At 73.1% G+C, this 18,733-nt stretch carries 22 protein-coding genes; 10 read left to right on the plus strand and 12 right to left on the minus strand.

Annotation, left to right across the window (positions count from 1 at the left end; translation table 11 throughout):
- Window positions 1–125: 125 nt before the first annotated feature.
- Window positions 126–563: a D-aminoacyl-tRNA deacylase gene (dtd, locus tag CRV15_RS12475; protein WP_003953518.1), complete on the plus strand. Its 438-nt coding sequence runs from the start codon at window positions 126–128 to the stop codon at window positions 561–563.
- A 21-nt stretch (window positions 564–584) separates the two neighbouring features.
- Here dtd and ygfZ read toward each other — a convergent pair whose 3' ends face one another.
- From ygfZ to CRV15_RS12490, 3 genes are all read right to left on the minus strand, one after another.
- On the minus strand, window positions 585–1,568 hold the full coding sequence (gene ygfZ, locus CRV15_RS12480) for a CAF17-like 4Fe-4S cluster assembly/insertion protein YgfZ (protein WP_003953519.1): 984 nt from the start codon (window positions 1,566–1,568) through the stop codon (window positions 585–587).
- An 18-nt stretch (window positions 1,569–1,586) separates the two neighbouring features.
- Window positions 1,587–2,150, minus strand: coding sequence for a Fur family transcriptional regulator (locus CRV15_RS12485; RefSeq protein WP_003953520.1), 564 nt, complete (start codon window positions 2,148–2,150; stop codon window positions 1,587–1,589).
- Between the two features lie 117 nt (window positions 2,151–2,267).
- Window positions 2,268–2,861 carry a heme-binding beta-barrel domain-containing protein gene (locus tag CRV15_RS12490; protein WP_003953521.1) on the minus strand — a complete coding sequence of 198 codons (594 nt, stop codon included), beginning with the start codon at window positions 2,859–2,861 and terminating at the stop codon, window positions 2,268–2,270.
- Between the two features lie 355 nt (window positions 2,862–3,216).
- Between CRV15_RS12490 and CRV15_RS12500 the strand changes: the two genes are divergently transcribed.
- The gene (locus CRV15_RS12500; protein ID WP_003961263.1) at window positions 3,217–3,579 is read left to right on the plus strand and encodes a DsrE family protein; all 363 of its coding nucleotides are present in this window, start codon (window positions 3,217–3,219) and stop codon (window positions 3,577–3,579) included.
- A 133-nt stretch (window positions 3,580–3,712) separates the two neighbouring features.
- Here the strand turns inward: CRV15_RS12500 and CRV15_RS12505 are convergent, their stop codons facing one another.
- The 4 genes from CRV15_RS12505 to CRV15_RS37875 all read right to left on the minus strand — a co-directional run bounded on the left by CRV15_RS12505 (window position 3,713) and on the right by CRV15_RS37875 (window position 5,630).
- The gene (locus CRV15_RS12505; protein ID WP_009997067.1) at window positions 3,713–4,054 is read right to left on the minus strand and encodes a DUF3099 domain-containing protein; all 342 of its coding nucleotides are present in this window, start codon (window positions 4,052–4,054) and stop codon (window positions 3,713–3,715) included.
- A gap of 134 nt (window positions 4,055–4,188) precedes the next feature.
- Window positions 4,189–4,476: a DUF1416 domain-containing protein gene (locus CRV15_RS12510; RefSeq protein WP_003953525.1), complete on the minus strand. Its 288-nt coding sequence runs from the start codon at window positions 4,474–4,476 to the stop codon at window positions 4,189–4,191.
- A 56-nt stretch (window positions 4,477–4,532) separates the two neighbouring features.
- Entirely contained in the window at window positions 4,533–5,378 is an 846-nt protein-coding gene (locus CRV15_RS12515) for a sulfurtransferase (protein ID WP_003953526.1), read from the minus strand.
- Window positions 5,379–5,549: 171 nt separating this feature from the next.
- A complete protein-coding gene (locus tag CRV15_RS37875) occupies window positions 5,550–5,630 on the minus strand; it encodes a putative leader peptide (RefSeq protein WP_350203226.1) in 81 nt (26 codons plus the stop codon).
- Window positions 5,631–5,959: 329 nt separating this feature from the next.
- Here CRV15_RS37875 and CRV15_RS12520 point away from each other — a divergent pair, with 329 nt between their 5' ends.
- A complete protein-coding gene (locus tag CRV15_RS12520; protein ID WP_003953527.1) occupies window positions 5,960–6,595 on the plus strand; it encodes a TetR/AcrR family transcriptional regulator in 636 nt (211 codons plus the stop codon).
- A 96-nt stretch (window positions 6,596–6,691) separates the two neighbouring features.
- Here the strand turns inward: CRV15_RS12520 and CRV15_RS12525 are convergent, their stop codons facing one another.
- From CRV15_RS12525 to CRV15_RS12535, 3 genes are all read right to left on the minus strand, one after another.
- Complete coding sequence (locus tag CRV15_RS12525; RefSeq protein ID WP_003961260.1) at window positions 6,692–7,441, minus strand: LmeA family phospholipid-binding protein; 750 nt, start codon at window positions 7,439–7,441, stop codon at window positions 6,692–6,694.
- Window positions 7,442–7,694: 253 nt separating this feature from the next.
- Window positions 7,695–9,143, minus strand: coding sequence for a hypothetical protein (locus CRV15_RS12530; protein WP_003961259.1), 1,449 nt, complete (start codon window positions 9,141–9,143; stop codon window positions 7,695–7,697).
- Window positions 9,144–9,153: 10 nt separating this feature from the next.
- Window positions 9,154–9,408: a MoaD/ThiS family protein gene (locus CRV15_RS12535; RefSeq protein WP_003953531.1), complete on the minus strand. Its 255-nt coding sequence runs from the start codon at window positions 9,406–9,408 to the stop codon at window positions 9,154–9,156.
- 472 nt (window positions 9,409–9,880) lie between these two features.
- On the opposite strand from CRV15_RS12535, the gene CRV15_RS12540 reads away from it, so the two are divergent.
- The gene (locus tag CRV15_RS12540; protein WP_003953532.1) at window positions 9,881–10,648 is read left to right on the plus strand and encodes a response regulator transcription factor; all 768 of its coding nucleotides are present in this window, start codon (window positions 9,881–9,883) and stop codon (window positions 10,646–10,648) included.
- A 24-nt stretch (window positions 10,649–10,672) separates the two neighbouring features.
- A complete protein-coding gene (locus tag CRV15_RS12545; RefSeq protein WP_003953534.1) occupies window positions 10,673–11,695 on the plus strand; it encodes a LacI family DNA-binding transcriptional regulator in 1,023 nt (340 codons plus the stop codon).
- Window positions 11,696–11,907: 212 nt separating this feature from the next.
- On the opposite strand, the gene CRV15_RS12550 is transcribed toward CRV15_RS12545, so the two are convergent.
- Window positions 11,908–12,189 (minus strand): hypothetical protein, encoded by a 282-nt coding sequence (locus tag CRV15_RS12550; RefSeq protein ID WP_003961256.1) that lies wholly within the window; start codon window positions 12,187–12,189, stop codon window positions 11,908–11,910.
- Between the two features lie 305 nt (window positions 12,190–12,494).
- On the opposite strand from CRV15_RS12550, the gene CRV15_RS12555 reads away from it, so the two are divergent.
- The 5 genes from CRV15_RS12555 to CRV15_RS12580 all read left to right on the plus strand — a co-directional run bounded on the left by CRV15_RS12555 (window position 12,495) and on the right by CRV15_RS12580 (window position 17,854).
- A complete protein-coding gene (locus CRV15_RS12555) occupies window positions 12,495–13,082 on the plus strand; it encodes a polysaccharide deacetylase (RefSeq protein WP_009997065.1) in 588 nt (195 codons plus the stop codon).
- Window positions 13,083–13,346: 264 nt separating this feature from the next.
- On the plus strand, window positions 13,347–14,345 hold the full coding sequence (locus CRV15_RS12560; RefSeq protein ID WP_003961254.1) for a S1C family serine protease: 999 nt from the start codon (window positions 13,347–13,349) through the stop codon (window positions 14,343–14,345).
- A gap of 280 nt (window positions 14,346–14,625) precedes the next feature.
- Window positions 14,626–15,357 carry a response regulator transcription factor gene (locus CRV15_RS12565; protein WP_003953539.1) on the plus strand — a complete coding sequence of 244 codons (732 nt, stop codon included), beginning with the start codon at window positions 14,626–14,628 and terminating at the stop codon, window positions 15,355–15,357.
- The gene (locus CRV15_RS12570) at window positions 15,354–16,769 is read left to right on the plus strand and encodes a HAMP domain-containing sensor histidine kinase (RefSeq protein ID WP_003953540.1); all 1,416 of its coding nucleotides are present in this window, start codon (window positions 15,354–15,356) and stop codon (window positions 16,767–16,769) included. Before CRV15_RS12565 ends, CRV15_RS12570 begins: the two co-directional genes overlap by 4 nt.
- Window positions 16,770–17,041: 272 nt before the next feature.
- Window positions 17,042–17,854, plus strand: a complete 813-nt coding sequence (locus CRV15_RS12580; RefSeq protein WP_003961252.1) for a GntR family transcriptional regulator — start codon at window positions 17,042–17,044, stop codon at window positions 17,852–17,854.
- 7 nt (window positions 17,855–17,861) lie between these two features.
- On the opposite strand, the gene CRV15_RS12585 is transcribed toward CRV15_RS12580, so the two are convergent.
- Window positions 17,862–18,728 (minus strand): phosphatidylinositol-specific phospholipase C, encoded by an 867-nt coding sequence (locus CRV15_RS12585; protein WP_003953543.1) that lies wholly within the window; start codon window positions 18,726–18,728, stop codon window positions 17,862–17,864.
- Window positions 18,729–18,733: the final 5 nt, after the last annotated feature.

The following is an 18,733-nucleotide window of genomic DNA, read 5'->3' on the forward strand; positions in this document are numbered from 1 at the left end:
GGTGCCTGGGTTCCCCCCGGGGCCCGAAGGGCCGCGAGCGCGCACCGCCTTCCTGCATCGTGCCATTCCGGGCGCTCCCGACGCAGGCGCTCTGCACCCGTTCAGCCCCAGATAGGTTGGTCTGTATGCGTGCAGTGGTGCAGAGGGTGGACGGCGCGAGCGTCGCCGTGACAGAGGGGGCCGACACCGAGCCCGTCGGCGAGATCTTCGGCGAGGGACTGTGTGTGCTGGTGGGGGTCGCCCACGACGACACCCCGGCGAAGGCGGCGCAGCTCGCCCGCAAGCTGTGGTCGCTGCGGATTCTGGAGGGCGAGAAGTCCTGCTCGGAGGCGAATGCGCCCTTGCTGGTGATTTCGCAGTTCACCCTCTATGGGGACGCCCGGAAGGGCCGCCGCCCCAGTTGGAGCGCCGCCGCGCCGGGACCGGTGGCCGAGCCGCTGGTCGACGAGGTGGTACGGCAGCTCAGGGCGCTGGGCGCCCGGGTGGAGACGGGCCGGTTCGGGGCGAGCATGCGGGTCTCGCTGACGAACCAGGGCCCGTTCACGGTGCTGCTGGAGATCTAGGGCGTGCCGTCCGGGGACGGTCTACGGCTCGACGACCGTCTCCTGGGACGCCGCCGTGGTCCCCGCGATCAGCGCGGCGTCCACCGGGACGTTCCGCTTCACCAGCGCCAGCGCGATCGGCCCCAGCTCGTGATGGCGGGCCGACGTGGTGACGAATCCGAGCTGGCGGCCCTCCTCGCCGTCGGCGGCCAGCCGGATCGGCGTCCCCGCCGCGGGCAGGTGCACCTCGCTGCCGTCCAGATGGAGAAAGACCAGCCGGCGCGGCGGCTTGCCCAGGTTCTGCACCCGGGCGACGGTCTCCTGACCCCGGTAGCACCCCTTCTGGAGATGGACGGCCGTACCGATCCACCCCAGTTCGTGCGGGATGGTCCGGTGATCGGTCTCGAAGCCCACCCGGGGCCGGTGGGCCTCGACCCGCAGCGCCTCGTACGCGAGGACACCGGCGAGCGGCCCGTTCGCCGCGGCGTAGGACTCCAGCCGCTCCCGGGGCAGGAAGAGGTCCCGGCCGTGCGGGGTCTCCCGGACGACGACGGTCTCGGTGGTCCCGGGGGTCTCGGGCACCTCGGCGATGGAGCCCGCGGGCAGATGCACCACGGCGATGTCGTCGGTGCGGTCGGCGACCTCGACCCGGTAGAAGAACTTCATCGACTCCAGATAGGCGATCAGCTCCTCCTGGGAGCCGGGCTCGACATGGGCCCAGACCGTGTCCCCGGTGTCGACGAGGTAGAGCGCGTGCTCGACATGGCCGTTGGCGGAGAGGATCAGCGCCTCCGTCGCCCGCCCCGGCGGCAGCTCCGTCATGTGCTGGGTGAGCAGCAGATGCAGCCAGGCGAGCCGGTCCTCGCCGGTGACGGTGAGGACGCCGCGGTGCGAGAGGTCGACGAGGCCGGTGCCGTCCGCGAGCGCGCGCTGTTCACGGAAGATGTCGCCGTAGTGCGCGGCGACGCCTTCGTCGGCTCCCTCGGCGGGGACCGCGCCGGGCTGGGACAGCAGGGGGCTCTTCACAGTGGCCATGGGCCAAGCCTACGACCCGCTGGTCGAGGCCCCGGGAGCGCGGGAGGCCCCGGACGCGGACGGCGCTGCGGGGCGGGCCACCCGGTCCGTCCCGTCCGGCCCGTCCCTCCGCTCCGCCCGGTCCGCCTGATCCGTCCGGTCCGCCCGGTCCGTCCGGGACGAGGTGCAGCCCTGGCAGCGGCCGAAGATCGCGAAGTGCTTGAGATCGGTGTCGAAGCCGAACGTCTCACGCAGCTTGGCGGTGAAGTCGGCGGCGAAGTCGACATCTGTCTCGATCACATCCGTGCAGTCCCGGCAGACGAGATGGATATGGTGATGGCGATCGGCGAGATGGTAGGTGGGCGCGCCGTGCCCGAGGTGGGTGTGGGAGACGAGGCCCAGCTCCTCCAGCAGCTCCAGCGTCCGGTAGACGGTGGAGATATTGACCCCGGACGCGGTCCTGCGCACCTCGCAGAGGATGTCGTCCGGCGTCGCGTGATCCAGCGCGTCGACGGCCTCCAGCACCAGCTGGCGCTGCGGCGTCAGACGGTAGCCGCGCTGCCGGAGGTCGCTCTTCCAGTCGGTGCTCACCACGTATCCCAGTGTAGGCAGGCGACGCAAGCGTGCCCCCGGTCCACAGGGAGCCGGGGGCACGGAGGCGCGGGGTGTACGGACCTGCCCGCCAGGGGTCGGGCCCGTGACGGGGCGGGCCTACTTGAAGAAGGCGATCCCGTCGTCGGGAAGGTCACCGAGGTCCTTCGCCCAGGACTCGACCTCCTCCGGGGTGACGGTCTGCGGCTGGGCCTCAGTGATCTTCTTCAGGTGCGCGGACATGTACGGCCGCAGCGGGACCTCGGGGGTGGCCTTCTCGCCCACCCACATCAGATCGCCCTTCACATAGCCGTAGAGCCGCTTGCCACCGCTGTACGGGCCGGACGCGCCCGTCCGGGCCACGGCGTCGGTCGCCAGGTCGATCTGCGGCTTCTGGTCGGCCAGCTCGCCGTACCAGACCTCCACGATGCCCTGGTCACGGACCATGACGATCTCGACCTTGCGGTCCTTGTCGATGCGCCAGTAGCCGTGCTCGCTCTCCAGCGGCCGGACCGTGTTGCCCTCGGAGTCCAGCACCCACGCGTGCGAGGCGTACTCCAGGAAGTCACGGCCGTCGTGGCTGAAGGTGACGGACTGGCCGAAGTTGCACTTCTCGGCGCCCGGGAAGTCGGACACGCCCGCCCCCTCCCAGGTCCCGAGGAGGAAGGCGAGGGGCACGAGGTCCGGATTGAGGTCGGACGGAATCTCGATCATGAGCAGCTCTGGCGATCTGTAGATACGGGGCGGACGGGCCGGATCAGCGCTGACCCTGGTACAGCTTCTTCACGGTCAGGAACGCAAAGGCGCCGACGCCGATGCAGACCAGGACCAGCAGGGCTTCGAAGAATGCCTCAAGCACGGAGTGCTCCTCGGGTGAGCGGTGGGCGTTGTACGGTCCGGGCCCCAGCCTAATGGGTGAGGGCCCGGCTCTCTCTGTGAGGGCGGTCGCCACGCCCCGCCGGGACGGTCGTCACAGCCTGCCGGGAGCCGTCGCCACGCCCCGCCGGGGGGCCGTCGCGGCGGGGCGCCCGGAGCGGCCCGCACGGGGGCGCGGACTACAGTGCGGACCATGGACAAGAAGCTCGTGATCAAGGTGACCGCGGGGGCCGACGCCCCGGAGCGCTGCTCCCAGGCCTTCACCGTGGCGGCGGTCGCCGTCGCCAGCGGTGTCGAGGTCTCGCTCTGGCTGACCGGCGAGTCCTCATGGTTCGCGCTGCCGGACCGGGCGGCCGGGTTCGAGCTGCCGCACGCCGCCCCGCTGCCGGACCTGATCGAGTCCATCCGGGCGGGCGGCCGGATCACCCTGTGCACGCAGTGCGCGGCACGGCGGGAGATCACGGAGGAGGACGTCCTCGACGGGGTGCGGATCGCGGGCGCGCAGGTCTTCGTCAGCGAGATCATGGCGGACGGCGTCCAGGCGCTCGTCTACTAGGGGAGCGGGAACAGCCAAGGCGGCCGGAGCAGCCAGGGCGGCCGGAAGCGGACCGTCGACGCCGAAGGCCCGCGAGGAGGGCCCGTCGAAGGCCCGCGGACAGGGCGGCCGGAAGGCCCGGGCGCTGCCCGGCTCAGGGGCGGGGGCCCCGTTTCCCGTCCAGCTCGTCCCACCAGCGGTCCGACTCGGGGTCGCCGGACGGATCGTCCCACCAGCGGTCGTCCGGCCCCCGGCGGTTGGCGACGATCACCGCGATGGGCGGGATGACCATGGCGACGACGCACAGCGCCACGGCCGCCGGGACCGAGAACAGCCGGACATAGGACCAGGCGGAGACAAAGAGGAAGAGGCACACGCCCATCAGCACGAAATAGGCACGCCGCCGCCGTGCGTACATGTCTCCAGCGTACGACCGGGGACGGCCGCCGTCCCGGTCCGTGGCCCGTCCGTGGCCGGTCGCGGACTCCACCGGCACCCGCGCATACCGAAGGGCCGCACCCCACCCAGTGGCGTCCAACCCCCTGGGGTGCGGCCCCTCGGCCGTTCTCGGCGGGCGACCGGTCACGGCCGGCTGCCCGTCGGCCGCGACAGCGTCGCGGCCGGGCGCGGTCAGACCGCGATCGCGACCTCGGACAGACCGCCGGTCTGCGCGACGACGGTACGGTCCGCCGTGCCGCCCGGAACCAGGGCGCGCACGGTCCAGGTGCCCTCCGCGGCGTAGAAGCGGAACTGCCCGGTCGCCGAGGTCGGGACCTCGGCCGTGAACTCGCCGGTCGAGTCCAGCAGGCGGACATAACCGGTGACGGGCTCGCCGTCGCGGGTCACCTGGCCCTGGATCGTCGTCTCACCGGGCTTGATCGTCGAGGCGTCGGGGCCGCCGGCCTTCGCTCCACACATACAGCTTCTCCAAAGATTCGCGGGACGGGACTGCTCGCGGGACGTTGCTCAGGACGTCACGTGTTGGCGCCGAGCTCGATCGGCACGCCGACGAGGGAGCCGTACTCGGTCCAGGAGCCGTCGTAGTTCTTGACGTTCTCGACACCCAGCAGCTCGTGCAGGACGAACCAGGTCAGGGCCGAGCGCTCGCCGATGCGGCAGTAGGCGATGGTGTCCTTGGCCAGGTCGACCTGCTCGTCGGTGTAGAGCGCCCGCAGCTCGTCGTCCGACTTGAAGGTGCCGTCGTCGTTGGCGTTCTTGGACCAGGGGATGTTGCGCGCGCTGGGCACATGGCCGGGGCGCTGCGACTGCTCCTGCGGCAGGTGCGCCGGGGCGAGCAGCTTGCCGCTGAACTCGTCGGGGGAGCGCACGTCGACCAGGTTCTGGGCGCCGATCGCGGCGACGACGTCGTCACGGAAGGCGCGGATCGCCAGGTTCTGCGGCTGGGCGCGGTACTCGGTGGCCGCGCGCTGCGGCACCTGGTCGCCGTCGACGAGGTCGCGGGAGTCCAGCTCCCACTTCTTGCGACCGCCGTCGAGCAGCTTCACGCTGTCGTGGCCGTAGAGCTTGAAGTACCAGTAGGCGTAGGACGCGAACCAGTTGTTGTTGCCGCCGTAGAGGACGACGGTGGTGTCGTTCGCGATCCCCTTCGCGGAGAGCAGCTTCTCGAAGCCCTCCTGGTCGATGAAGTCGCGGCGGACCGGGTCCTGGAGGTCCTTGGTCCAGTCGATCCGGATGGCGTTCCGGATGTGGTTCTTCTCGTACGCCGAGGTGTCCTCGTCCACCTCCACGATGGCGACCTGCGGGTCGTCGAGGTGCGCCTCGACCCAGTCGGCGTCGACGAGGACGTCGCTGCGGCTCATGCTGTTTCTCCTCCGGGGCAGTATGCGGCGGGGTTGCTGATGAGACTGATGAGACTGCGCGGGTACGCGTCAGAGGCGTCGTGGCCCGCACGGGGACGGCCCTGATCACAGAGGTCGAAGGGCCGGGGGGACAGAGAGCGATGGGACGCGCCCGCTCGACGGGGGTCCCGCTCAGACAGTGCGACAGAGCATGGCGGCGACGCGGCACAGGTCGACTGCCCGCCGCTTCGTGAGATCCGCCTGTCGCTTCATGCGTCCGATCGTAGGGACGAGTCGGCCGCCATGTCACCGCCATGTCGAATAATGAGACGGAAACGTCCGGGATTCGGAATCTCGACCACGGAAAGGGACTCCGGCGCACCCCCGGCGACGGCTGGTTCCGGCACTTCTTCTGCCTGTCGGACAGGGACGTCTCAGCATGCGGCCATGACCGCTCGGCGCTCCGGCCCCGTCCCCCGCTCTCCCTCGCGTCTCCCTCGCGCGCGCCCCGCAGGCGTCCCGTCCCCGCCCGGCGGGTGTCCCGTCCGCCGCCTGTGCACACGGGTTCTGTAATGGACGTTCCATCCACTAGATTCGGCAGGATGAAGACCAGGACACGCCACACACCCGGGGCCGAGGAGCCGCAGGGGACGCCCGGCACCCGGGAGCGGATCGTGCGGGCGGCCTCCCTGCTGATGCAGCGCCAGGGGTACGACGGCACCGGGATCAAGCAGATCGCGCAGGAGGCGGGGGCGACCCTGGGCTCCGTCTACCACTTCTTCCCCGGCGGCAAACAGGAACTCGCCGTCGCCGCCGTCCACCGGGGCGACGAGGAGTTCACCGTGATCCTGCGGGAGCTGCTGGACGGCGAGCCGGACCCGGCGGAGGCGGTCCTCGCCGTGACCCGCAGCCTCGCCGAGGGGCTGCGGGAGTCCGACTGGCTCGACGGCTGCCCGGTCACGGCCACCGCGCTGGGCACGGCGGGGCGGCTGCCCGACATCCAGGGCGCCGCGTCGGCCGCGTTCATCCACTGGCAGGAGATCTTCGAGGCGAAGCTGCGCGGGAGCGGTGTGCCCGCGGACGAGGCGGCGGAGCTGGCCGTCACGGTCGTCTGCACCCTGGAGGGCGCCGAGCTGTGCGCCCAGGTCACCCGGGACGAGCGGCCCCTGCTGACGGCGGGCCGCCAGCTCGCCCGGCTGCTCGGCGGCACAGCGCGGACGGACCGTCCGGACCACTGAGGACACCGCGCGGACGGACCGCCGCCGCCGGGCCCCGTGGGGCCCGCCGCCGAGAGCCGTGGGGCGTCGCCGCCGAGAGCCGTGAAGGGGGCGGGCTCAGCCCACCAGCGAGACGCCCTGCCCCGTCCCCAGGAAGGTCAGCCCGGTCTCGTCCGCCTTGGCGCGGTTCAACGTGATCCCGCCCGGCAGGCCGTCGATCCTCAGGTCGTAGTCCACGGCCCGGCGCAGCTCGGTGTCGAAGCCCGGGACGGGGATCTCGGGCAGGGAGTCGGCCTTCAGCCGTACCGTGCCGCTCTCCCCCGCCTCGATGGTGCTGTAGACCTCGATCTCCTCGTTGCCCAGCACGCCCTTGATCGCGTCGGGGATCGCGACGCCCGCGCCCTCCAGGAGCTGGACCGACGGGCCCGTGACCTTGACCTGGCCCTTGGCGGCGCGCTCCGGGCCCGCGTAGCCGACGGTGGCCCCGCTCGGCGCGGACTTGGTCAGATCCTCGTACGAGACCCGGGCGGAGCCCTCCGCGCGGGCGGCGGTGGCCGAGGCGAAGTTGCCGCCGATCCGTACATCGGCCAGCTCGGCCCGGACCTCGGAGACGGCGACCGTGCGGCCACCGGCCGTGGCGTCGATGCCGGTGACGCTGACGTCGACCTCGTCGAGCTGCCTGTTCGCGATCTGGGTCAGGAAGGGAAAGCCCTTGATGGAGACCTCGGGGGTGGCGGAGAGACCCTGCGTGGCCTTGATCCGGTCGGCTGCCTCACCCTCCGCGACATGGACCGCGATGCGGTCGGCGGCGACGAAGAGACCGCCGAGGACAACGGCCGTGATCAAGGTTATTCGCAGTGCACGCATGGTCCGGTGGCCCACCTTCGTTCGTCCGTGTACGCGCGCCCCTCACCACGAACCGGAAGGCATGGTCCCGGAACGGCTGGACGACAACGCCTGTCCTCAGACATCGACGTCCGGGCGGACGCCTTGGTTCCTGACGCCCCGCGCCGGCCGGGTGCCGAGGGGCCGCCGAGGGGCGGAAAGAGAACGGCACGGGCCCGGGACGCGGCCCGGGCCCGTGCCGTCGGGGGCCGGGCGGACGGCCCGGCCCCGGGGGTCAGACGAGCACCCGGCCCAGCACGTAGAGCGCGGGCGCGGCGGCCGTCAGCGGCAGCGCGACCCCGGCGGTGAAGTGGACAAACCGCGACGGGTAGTCGTAGCTCGCCACCCGCAGCCCGATCAGGGCGAGAACCGCCGCCGACACACCCAGGACCCCGCCGTCGGCGGCGCCCAGCGAGAGCATTCCGGCGGTCGCCGCGCCCACCGCGCCGCCCGCGAGCAGCGAGGCCGCCACGGAGACGGGGCCGCGCGCCGGGAGCGCCCGGACCACGGTGGCCGCCGCGACGGCGCAGACGCCCGCGACCACGGCCTTGTCCGGGGCGGCGAGATACGCGGTCGCGAGGATCGCCAGGGCCGCCGAGACGACCGTCGCCATGAGCCCGGACATCCGCTCGTCCGACGAGGCGCGGCTGCGGAGCGTGAGCACGATACCGATCAGCACCCAGACGCCGAGCGTGCCGAGGATGGCGGTCGGCGCGTTCTCGCGGCCCGCCGCCAGCAGGGCCGCGTCGGAGACCAGCGCGCCCGCGAAGGCGAGGGCGATGCCCTGGCGGGCGGGCCACATGCCGTTGAGCCGGAACCAGCCCGCGGCGGTGACGGCCTGGAGCAGGACGAGGGGGACGAGCAGCGCGGAGGTGTGGATCGCGGCGCCCACCGCGAGCAGCAGCGAGAGTCCCGCGGTCACGGCGGCGGGCTGGATGCCCGGCGGGATGATCGGCGAGCGGCCCTCGGCCCGGGCGCGCTGGGCGGCGGTGAGGCGGACGGCGCCACCGGTGGTGGGGGTGGTGTAGCCGTCGGGCCCGGTGGGCGGAGCGGGCGGCGCCGGGGCGGGCGCGGGAGCCTGCTCGTACGGGGCGGCGGGAGCCTCGGGCGGCAGCGGACGGCCCCCCGTCCCGTTGTGGGGACCACCGGCGGCGGGCGTCCCGTACCCGGCGGGACCGTCGGTCACGGGCGGCAGATACGCGGTCTGCCCGTCGGCGTGCCCCGGCGCGGCCCCGTGCGGGGCGGGGGGCTCAGAGCGCAGGACGGGCTGGTACGAGGTGTCCCAGGTCTCCCCCTCCCAGGTCTGGGCGGCGCCCTCCTGCGGCACGGGCGCGGGCTGCGGATACGCCTGCGGCTGCCCGTACGGCTGCGGCTGCGGCACCCCGTACGGCGTCTGCTGCTGATAGGGCTGCTGCTGATAGGGGTTCCCACCGCTGTACGGGTCCTGCGGCGCGTACGGCTGATGCTGATGCGTCGGCGGCTGATGCGTCGGCTGCGGATGGGACGGCTGCTGCTGATACGCGGACCGCGCGTGGGTCGCCTGCGCGTCCGTCGGCTGCTGATGGCCCGGGTACTCCGGGTATCCCTGATACGGGTCGTCCGGCCCGGGATAGGGCCCCGGGTACGGCCCCCGGTCCGCCGGATGGGGCTGCTGCCCGTACGGATACTGCTGATCACTGCTCATGCTGTGCGGTTCACCCTCCTGCGAACGGCGGGAGCACCTCGACCGTGCCGCCGTCGACCAGCCGTACGGTCTCATGGGCCCGGTTCCCGACGGGTGCGCCGTCGACCAGGAACGAGCACCGCTCCAGGACCCGCGTCAGCTCCCCGGGGTGCCGCTGACACACCACCGTCAGCGCCTCGGCGAGCGTCCCCGCCGTGTACGGCTCCTCCGCCGTCCCGGCCGCCGCCTTGGCTGCGGCCCAGTAGCGGATCGTCCCCGCCGGCATGCGCGACTCCCTTCGTCGGCATCCATCATGAGCCATCCCACGGGGCCGTGGGCCCGGTCGGCCGGGCCGCCGTGCCGGTGCCGCCGGGTCGCACGGGGTCCCGCGGTGTCCGCCGCCGGGCTTCGCTCCGAGCGCCGTACGAGGTATTAAGGGTATGAAGGAGAGTACGGGTGGTTTCGCTCCGGGAGTCCCCGGGAAGCGCACCGGGGTCCGGAGTATGAACGGACCCTCTGGCGCGGGCCCCATCTGCGTTATGGTGGCCGGAAGAGGACTCGGGCGACGCAGCCCCCGGGTCCTTTTGTGTTTCCTGCTCGTTGTTACAGGCAGGTGAACCAACCGTACGAAGCAGGCCGCGTACATGTCCTCGCGGGGACCGAGGAGGAACCGACGCAATGGGCGAGCGAACCGTGCACAGCCGAAGGCGCCACCACCGCGGGACGGCGCCGCGGGCACCCCGGGCGGGAGGCGCGCGATGAGTTCCCTGCTCCTGCTGACCAACGCCCTCCAGCCCTCGACGGAGGTCCTGCCCGCCCTGGGGCTGCTGCTGCACTCCGTGCGGGTGGCCCCCGCCGAGGGCCCCGCCCTCGTGGACACGCCCGGCGCCGACGCGATCCTGGTCGACGGGCGCCGCGATCTGCCGCAGGTGCGCTCCCTCTGTCAACTGCTGCGCTCCACCGGCCCCGGCTGTCCGCTGATCCTGGTGGTGACCGAGGGCGGGCTCGCCGCCGTCACCGCCGACTGGGGCATCGACGACGTCCTGCTCGACACGGCGGGCCCGGCGGAGGTCGAGGCCCGGCTGCGGCTGGCCCTGGGCCGCCGCCAGATCGGTCTGGACGACTCCCCCATGGAGATCCGCAACGGTGATCTCTCGGTCGACGAGGCCACCTACAGCGCGAAGCTCAAGGGCCGGGTGCTGGATCTGACCTTCAAGGAGTTCGAGCTGCTGAAGTATCTGGCGCAGCACCCGGGCCGGGTCTTCACCCGCGCCCAGCTCCTCCAGGAGGTCTGGGGCTACGACTACTTCGGCGGGACCCGCACCGTCGATGTCCATGTACGGCGTCTTCGCGCCAAGCTGGGCCCGGAGCACGAGTCGCTCATCGGCACCGTGCGGAATGTTGGATACCGCTTCGTCTCGCCGGAGAAGGTCGAACGGGAGGCGACGGAGGCCGCCGCGGCGGCGGACCGTCCGGAGCAGGTCACGAAGCGGCACAAGACCGCCGTACGCCCTGCCCAGCGGTAGGTCACCCCGCGTAGACTGCCGCGCGTGGCCAAGGTGACGCGGGACGATGTTGCGCGACTGGCGGGGACTTCGACCGCCGTCGTCAGCTACGTCATCAACAACGGACCCCGGCCGGTCGCCCCGGCCACACGGGAGCGAGTACTCGCCGCGATCAAGGAGCTGGGATACCGGCCCGACCGGGTCGCGCAGGCGATGGCGTCCCGCCGGACGGATCTCATAGGCATGATCGTCCCGGATGCCCGGCAGCCGTTCTTCGCGGAGATGGCCCATGCCGTGGAACAGGCGGCGGCCGAGCGCGGAAAGATGGTCCTCGTCGGCAACTCGGACTACCGCAGGGAGCGCGAGGTCCACTATCTGCGGGCCTTCCTCGGGATGCGGGTGGCCGGTCTGGTGCTGATCAGCCAGGGGCTCACCGAGCAGGCCGCGCAGGAGATCGAGGCGTGGGAGGCCCGGGTGGTGCTGCTCCACGAGCGGCCCGAGGGCGTGGACGACGTCGCCGTCGTCACCGACGACATCGGCGGCGCGCAACTGGCGACCCGTCATCTGCTGGAGCACGGCAACGCGTATGTGACCTGCTTCGGCGGCCCCGACACGACCCCGCCGGTCGGCGACCCCGTCACCGACCATGTGGAGGGCTGGCGGCGCGCGATGGTGGAGTCGGGCCGCTCGGTCGAAGGCCGTTTGGTGAAGGCCCCGTTCAACCGCTATGAGGCGTATCAGGTCGCCCTGGAGCTGCTGTCCGGGCCCGACCGGCCGCCCGCGATCTTCTGTGCCACCGACGACCAGGCCATCGGGGTGCTGCGCGCGGCGCGCGAACTGCGCATCGACGTTCCGCGCGAGCTGGCGGTGGCGGGCTTCGACGACGTCAAGGAAGCCCATCTCACCGACCCGCCGCTGACCACCGTCTCCTCCGACCGCCCGGCGATGGCGCGCGCCGCCGTCGATCTCGTCCTGGACGAGGGGCTGCGGCTCGCCGGTTCGCGGCGGGAGCGGGTCCGCCAGTTCCCGTCCGGTCTGGTGATCCGGCGCTCCTGCGGCTGCGGCTGACCCACCGGGCCGCCGGAGCCCCTTCTCACCGGACCACCGTGTCAGCGGGCCGCCGGGGCCACCGGGCCGCCGTGGTCATCGGACCGCCGGGACCTACCGGGCCGTCGGCCACGGGCCCCGGGCCGCCGTGTCACCGGCCGCCGGGGCTCCTTCTCACCCGACCACCGTGTCAGCGGGCCGCCGGGGCCACCGGACCGCCGTGGGACCACGTCTCACCCGCCGCACTCCGCCGCCGACAGCGCGGACCCGCACTCGGGGCACCCCCGCCGCCGCACCTCGGCCAGCCTGCCGTGGACGTCGTACCCGAAGGTCTCCGTGACGAGCCCGCCGCAGCGGGGGGTCGCGCAGACTCTGCTCGCCTCCCGGACGCCCAGCACCGGACCGGCGACGGTCGAGCAGTCGCAGAAGAGGCAGGGGAACGGATGCAGCCCCGCCGCGTTCTCGACATGGGCGACGGCGTCGGGACGCTTGCACCAGGGACAGAACCAGGCCATCTCCACCCACTCGGCCGAACGGCAGCTCTGCCGAGATCATGCGCCCCGCACCCGGGCGCCGGGCCGCGGTCCGGGCGGATTCACTCGTCGGTGATGTGTACGGGTGGCCCGCGCGCCGATGGTGCGGCGGACGGCCCCCGGGCCCGGTGCCGTCCGGGACCGGGCCTTGCGATCCGACCGGTGCCCGTCATTCCGCGAGGTTTTCCGGACAGCGTCCGACGGCTGTCTCCCCATCCCCGGCGCCGCTTGCTACATACTCCGCAGCCGTCCGGAAGACCCTCCGGAGCACCCGTGGAAGGAGCGGCATGAACCAGCCGGGAAGCAGGGGAACGGTACGCGCGCTGCTGGCGCTCGGGCTCGTCGGCGCTTTCGGGTTCGCGGGCGCGGGGACGGCCGCGCAGGCGCAGGAGCGGGTGTCCGGGGCGGGCGGGTACGCCGCCGGGACGACCGCCGCCGAGGCGCTGCGGGCCGAGCTGGGCAGGCGCGGGACGGCGGCGGCCCGGTCCGTCTGCTACCGCGCCCATGTCACCGGCATCGGCTGGCTCGCGCCCGTCTGCAACGGCGGTCTCGCCGGGAGCGTCGGGGGCAACAGGGCCGTCGAGGCGGTGGAGATCGCGACCTCGGAGACCGGCGGCATCTGCGCCGGCGCCCATCTGGCGGACCTCGGCTGGGAGCGCACGCGGTGCGCCCCGAACGGCGCGTCGGTCACCGTCGGCACCACCGGGGAGTCCCGCGCGATGGAGGCGCTGACGCTGGAGACCGGTCTCGGGGCGATGGCCGCGCAGGGGCATGTGCAGGACCTCGGCTGGATGGAGCCCCAGGCCGGTCTCAGCGTGACCGTGGGGACGACGGGCCGGCACAAGCGGCTGGAGGCCATCCGGGTCTGGGTCTGACGCGTCCGGCTCCGTCCGCCGCCGAGCGGGCCCCGGCCCCGAGCAGGTCGGGGGCCGGTGCACAGGGGGCCGGGTGCACAGGGGGCCCGGACACGACCCGGTCCGACCCTGCCCGGGGTCGGCGCCCGGCGGCCCGGTGGGGCCGCTCCCGGAGTCCGGCCCCCGCGGGACCCCGGACGCGCTCAGGACGTTCCCCTCCGGTTCTGCGGCGCTTCTCAGCGGTGGCTCAGACAGTTCTCATCCAGCGGCGCGAGAGTCGTGAGCATGACGGACCACTCCCACGACCCGCAGCAGCCCTGGACCTTCTCCCCCGACGCCGCCCACGGCGGGGCCCATGGTCCCGCCGCCTGCCCGCCGCCGCCCGCGCGGCCACCGGCCGGACCGGTCGCCCATGGCGTGCGCCGGGCCAAGCGGCCGGTCGCGCTGGTGCTCGCCGTCGCCGTGCTCGCGGCGGCCGTCGGCGGCGGCGCGGCCACCGTCCTCGACCGGGTGACCGGCCAGGAGACGGCCGTGACCAGCGCGGGCGTCCCCATCAACGGCACCCCGGTCGCCAGCGGCAACCAGGGGACGGTCGCCGGGGTGGCCGCGGCCGTCCTGCCCAGCACCGTCGAGATCCGTGCCGACACGACGGCCGGCGGGTCCACCGGCTCCGGCGTGATCATCACCTCCGACGGCGAGATCATCACCAACAACCATGTGATCTCCGGAGCGGACACGGTCTCCGTCCGGCTCAGCGACGGCCGGGTCCTCACCGCCGACGTGGTCGGCACCGACCCCGGCAAGGACCTGGCGCTGATCAAGGCGAGGGGCGCCAAGGGCCTCACGGCGGCGACCCTCGGCGAATCCGGCAAGCTCGCGGTCGGCGAGCAGGTCGTCGCCATCGGCTCCCCCGAGGGGCTGAGCAACACCGTGACCAGCGGAATCGTCTCGGCGCTCCATCGCGATGTGACCATCGCGGAGCAGCCGGGCCGGGAGCAGCGGCAGAACGACCGCTGGCCCTTCGAGTTCGGCGGGCAGCAGTTCAACGGGGACACCGGCGACCGCACCACCACCTACCAGGCGATCCAGACCGACGCGTCCCTCAACCCCGGCAACTCCGGCGGCGCGCTGATCAACATGCGCGGGGAGATCATCGGGATCAACTCGGCCATGTACTCCCCCGCGGGCGCGAGCGGTGCCGCGGGCAGTGTGGGGCTCGGCTTCGCCATCCCGTCCGACACCGTCACGAGCGTCCTCGGCGACCTCCGTGCCGGTGAGCGCTGAACCGGGCGGTTCGCCGGGCGGCCTCCCGGGCGGCCCCGGGGGCTTCCCGTACAGGCGGGACGGACCGCACCCGGCACCCGAGGCGTACAGGTGGGACGGACCGCACCCGGCACCCGAGGCGTACAGGTGGGACGGACCGCACCCGGCACCCGAGGCGTACAGGTGGGACGGACCGCACCCGGCACCCGAGGGGTACGGCCGGTACGAGGGGTACGAGGGGTACCACCCGTCCACCGGCGTCCTCTGCGGGGCCGGAGCCCTCCCGTGCGACGCTGGGGACATGACGACTCCCCGCGAAGGCGAACGCATCCTCATCGTCGACGACGAGCCCGCCGTCCGTGAGGCGCTTCAGCGCAGCCTCGCCTTCGAGGGCTACGCGACCGAGGTCGCCGTCGACGGGATCGATGCCCTCGCGAAAGCGGAGAGCTACCGTCCGGATCTGCTGGTGCTGGACATCCAGATGCCCCGGATGGACGGTCTGACCGCCGCCCGGCGGCTGCGCGCCACCGGCTCCACCGTCCCCGTCCTGATGCTGACCGCGCGGGACACCGTCGGCGACCGCGTCACCGGGCTGGACGCCGGGGCCGACGACTACCTCGTCAAGCCCTTCGAACTGGACGAGCTGTTCGCCCGGATTCGGGCCCTGCTGCGCCGCAGCTCGTACGCGAGCGCCGCCGGGGACACCGCGTCCGGTGACGACGGCCACGAGATCCTCTCGTTCGCGGACCTCCGTATGGATCTGGCCACCCGTGAGGTCCACCGGGGCGAACGGGCCGTGGAGCTGACCCGGACCGAGTTCACCCTCCTCGAACTCCTGCTGGCCCACCCCCGTCAGGTGCTGACCCGGGAGCAGATCCTCAAGTCCGTCTGGGGCTTCGACTTCGAGCCCACGTCGAACTCCCTCGATGTGTATGTGATGTATCTGCGGCGGAAGACCGAGGCGGGTGGCGAGCCCCGGATCGTGCACACCGTGCGCGGCGTGGGCTACGTCCTGCGCGGCGGTGAGGCGTGACCGGCCTGATCCGCCGGTTCCGTACGCTGCCCCTACGGTCGCGGCTGGCCCTGCTGGTGGCCACCGCCGTGGCGGTCGCGGTCGCCGCCGTCGCCGTCGTCTCCTGGCTGCTCACCCGGCAGCAGCTCTACGAGGAGCTGAACACCACCCTCCGCAACAGCCGGGCCTCGGACACCCTGGTCGAGCAGGCGTACGAAGCCTGTGCCGAGAACCGTCCGGCGTCCAAGAGCTCCACCGGCTTCGCGTACACCCAGATCGTCGCGCCCGACGGCACCCGCTGTGTGGCCCCGTACTCCACCCCGGTGAAGGTCAGGAACAGCGATGTCGGCGTGGCGCGCGGAGTGCTGGACAGCACCCTCCACAACAGCGTCACGGACGACGGCACCCCGGTACGGGTGCACACCACCCGGATGCTGCTCGGCCCCGACGGACCGGCGGTCGCGGTCTCCGTCTCCCGGCCGCTCGACGAGATCACCACCGCCCTGAACCGGCTGGCGCTGCTGCTCACCGGGCTCGCGGGCGTCGGCGTCCTCGGCGCGGGCGCGGCCGGGCTGTGGGTGGCGCGCGCGGGGCTCAAGCCGGTCGACCGGCTCACGGAGGCCGTGGAGCACGTGGCGCGCACCGAGGATCTGACCATGCGCATCCCCATCGAGGGCGAGGACGAGATCGCCCGGCTGTCGCGCTCGTTCAACTCGATGACGGCGGCGCTCGCCTCCTCCCGGGACCGCCAGGCCCGGCTGATCGCGGACGCGGGGCATGAGCTGCGCACCCCGCTGACCTCGTTGCGGACCAATGTCGAGCTGCTGGCGCGCAGCGAGCGCACCGGGCGGGCGATCCCGCCCGAGGACCGGAGCGCGCTGCTGGACTCGCTCCGGGCGCAGACCGCCGAGCTGGCCTCGCTCATCGGAGACCTCCAGGAGCTGTCCCGGCCGGACGCCGCCCAGGGCGGCCCGCTGACCGTGGTGGCGCTGCACGAGATCACCGCGACGGCCCTCGACCGGGCCCGGCTGCGCGGGCCGGGGCTGACCTTCACGACGGACATCGGCCCCTGGTACGTCCGGGCCGAACCGGCCGCGCTGGAACGCGCGCTGGTGAACGTCCTCGACAACGCGGTGAAGTTCTCGCCGCCCGGCTCCACCGTCGAGGTACGGCTGCGGAACGGGACGCTCACGGTCCGCGACCACGGCCCCGGCATCCCGCCGGAGGAACTCCCCCACGTCTTCGAACGGTTCTGGCGCTCCCCGTCGGCCCGCGCGCTGCCCGGCTCCGGCCTCGGCCTGTCGATCGTGGCCCGCACGGTCCAGCAGGCGGGCGGCGAGATCCGGCTGGAGAGCCCCGGGGACGGCGGCACCCGGGCGGTGCTCCGACTGCCGGGGGCGGCGGTGCCACCGCCGTTCACCGCGGCCGGGTGAGCCGTACCGGGGTGACGCCGTTCAGGGTGACGGCGAGGTGCGCGGCGCGGAACCAGGACGTGTGGCGGGCGGCGCGCGCGGTGTGCGTATTGCGGGTCGCGACCGGCCCGCCCGGGGTGAGGCGGTAGACGGTGCCGTAGAGATGGTCGGCCTCGGGGCGCCGGGCCCGCAGGGCGGTGGCGCGGCGGCGCGGGCCCGTCGGCGTGGACGACCGGACTGAGCCGGCCCCTAAGCTGGGGCACCCCCAGGAGGGACCCGGGAAGGAGCACCGGATGGCGCACACGTCGGAAGAGATCGCGGCCGAGCTTCGCCGCCGCATCCACCGCGCGGAACTCAGGCCCGGGGACCGGCTCCCCACCATGGAGGCCCTGGCCGAGGAGCACGGGGTGTCGCGGCAGACCGCGCGGGAGGCGCTCAACCTCCTGAAGCGGGAAGGGCTCGCGGAGTACCGGGGCGGCCGGACGGGGACGACCGTGCGCGAGCGGCCCACGACCCGGATGGTGCGTTCCCGGGGCATGGAACGGGACAGCCTCGGCTACTACTCCGGCGCGAACGTGCAGCACTGGCGCGCGGTCGCCGGGACCCGGACCGAGGTGGGCACCCGGCCCGTACCCGGGGACATCGCGGCGGCACTCGGCGTCGAGCCCGGCACCCCGGTCGTGGTCCGCGAGCGCCTCAACGGCGACCCCGGCACGGCGGCGCACCGCCAGCTCACCGACAGCTGGCTGCACCCGGACGCGGTGGCGGCGCTGCCGGTGCTGGCCGGGGAGACGGGCCCGGGCGGGATCTACGACCGGATCGAGGAGTGGGCGGGGGCGCCCATCGCCTGGGAGGAGGAGATCACCGCCATAACCCCGTCACCCGACGAGACGGCGGCCCTGCTCCTCCCGCCCGGCGTCCCCCTGCTCAGGATCATCCGCACCTCCACCGTCACCGTCGCAGGCCGCCCCCTCGTGGCCGAGGTCAACGACATCCGCATGAGCGCGGAGCTGTTCTCCGTGCGCTATCCCCTGACCCGGCAGGGGGACGCCCGGTGGCCGGTGCGGCCCGCGAGTGCCGACTTCTACGGGCAGGAGAACCCGTAGCGCCCGGTCAGTTGTGCCGCAGCAGCGACTCCACCAGCCCCGCCCTGGTCGCCGGGAAGTCCAGCGGAACGATCCCGAGCCCCCGCCAGCCGCCCGCGGCCCCGTCCAGGAAGGAGTGGACCCGCGGGTTCAGGTTGTCGGCGTTCCAGCGCGGCGGGAGGTACGCGGCGGTGGAGACATAGTTGACGAAGAGCCGCCCCGGCTGTTCCACCGCTCTGCGGAAGTGCGCCTCGATCCGCGGGTACTTGGCCGCGGGCGCCGCGTTCCACTCGTCCTGGATGTCGAAGAGGGCCCCGTCCCCGTACCGCACCCCGGGCAGGCCACCGTTGTCGGCGAGGAGGACCACCCGGCCGCGGGCCTCGCCGAGGCGGGGGACGCCGTCGCCGATGCGGAAGAGGGAGCGCCAGCCCTTCCCGTCCAGATAGAGGTCGAAGATCCGGCGGAAGGCGGCGTCGGACTCCTCCGAGTACTCCTGTCTGACGCGCATCAGCACCGTCTCGGAGGGGTGCGCGGCCAGGAAGTCCCGGCAGGCGGTCAGGACGTCGCCGAACATCGCGTTCTGGTACGCGGGCCCGTGGTGGATGGCGTACGCGTCCCCGGTGATCCGGCAGCGGATGTCCAGGAAACGGATGCCGCTGCCGAGCTGCTCGGCGATCGTGGTGGTCTGGCACTGGGCCCAGAGGCCGCCGAAACGGGCGCCGGAGTTGTGGGTTCCGGGGATGGTCAGCCGCTGGAGCGGGGTGGTGTCGGCATGGGCCGCCATCCAGTCCTGGGGGGCGCGGGCGCGGCGGGGGGCCGCGAGCGCGCCGGGCGGGGGGATGAGGGCGGTCGCGGTCAGGGCCGCGGCGGCCGTGAGAAGACTCCGTCTCTCCATGGCGC

Source organism: Streptomyces clavuligerus (genome assembly GCF_005519465.1).
GTDB classification, from domain to species: domain Bacteria; phylum Actinomycetota; class Actinomycetes; order Streptomycetales; family Streptomycetaceae; genus Streptomyces; species Streptomyces clavuligerus.

Coding starts and splice junctions, on each gene's coding strand:
- CRV15_RS12520 (WP_003953527.1), top strand. CDS start 5,960: ATGAAGACCAGGACACGCCACACACCCGGGGCCGAGGAGCCGCAGGGG.
- CRV15_RS12515 (WP_003953526.1), bottom strand. CDS start 5,378: ATGAGCCGCAGCGACGTCCTCGTCGACGCCGACTGGGTCGAGGCGCAC.
- CRV15_RS12560 (WP_003961254.1), top strand. CDS start 13,347: ATGACGGACCACTCCCACGACCCGCAGCAGCCCTGGACCTTCTCCCCC.
- CRV15_RS12555 (WP_009997065.1), top strand. CDS start 12,495: ATGAACCAGCCGGGAAGCAGGGGAACGGTACGCGCGCTGCTGGCGCTC.
- CRV15_RS12585 (WP_003953543.1), bottom strand. CDS start 18,728: ATGGAGAGACGGAGTCTTCTCACGGCCGCCGCGGCCCTGACCGCGACC.
- CRV15_RS12530 (WP_003961259.1), bottom strand. CDS start 9,143: ATGAGCAGTGATCAGCAGTATCCGTACGGGCAGCAGCCCCATCCGGCG.
- CRV15_RS12535 (WP_003953531.1), bottom strand. CDS start 9,408: ATGCCGGCGGGGACGATCCGCTACTGGGCCGCAGCCAAGGCGGCGGCC.
- dtd (WP_003953518.1), top strand. CDS start 126: ATGCGTGCAGTGGTGCAGAGGGTGGACGGCGCGAGCGTCGCCGTGACA.
- CRV15_RS12500 (WP_003961263.1), top strand. CDS start 3,217: ATGGACAAGAAGCTCGTGATCAAGGTGACCGCGGGGGCCGACGCCCCG.
- CRV15_RS12550 (WP_003961256.1), bottom strand. CDS start 12,189: ATGGCCTGGTTCTGTCCCTGGTGCAAGCGTCCCGACGCCGTCGCCCAT.
- CRV15_RS12525 (WP_003961260.1), bottom strand. CDS start 7,441: ATGCGTGCACTGCGAATAACCTTGATCACGGCCGTTGTCCTCGGCGGT.
- CRV15_RS12565 (WP_003953539.1), top strand. CDS start 14,626: ATGACGACTCCCCGCGAAGGCGAACGCATCCTCATCGTCGACGACGAG.
- CRV15_RS37875 (WP_350203226.1), bottom strand. CDS start 5,630: ATGAAGCGACAGGCGGATCTCACGAAGCGGCGGGCAGTCGACCTGTGC.
- CRV15_RS12540 (WP_003953532.1), top strand. CDS start 9,881: ATGAGTTCCCTGCTCCTGCTGACCAACGCCCTCCAGCCCTCGACGGAG.
- CRV15_RS12490 (WP_003953521.1), bottom strand. CDS start 2,861: ATGATCGAGATTCCGTCCGACCTCAATCCGGACCTCGTGCCCCTCGCC.
- CRV15_RS12580 (WP_003961252.1), top strand. CDS start 17,042: ATGGCGCACACGTCGGAAGAGATCGCGGCCGAGCTTCGCCGCCGCATC.
- CRV15_RS12510 (WP_003953525.1), bottom strand. CDS start 4,476: ATGTGTGGAGCGAAGGCCGGCGGCCCCGACGCCTCGACGATCAAGCCC.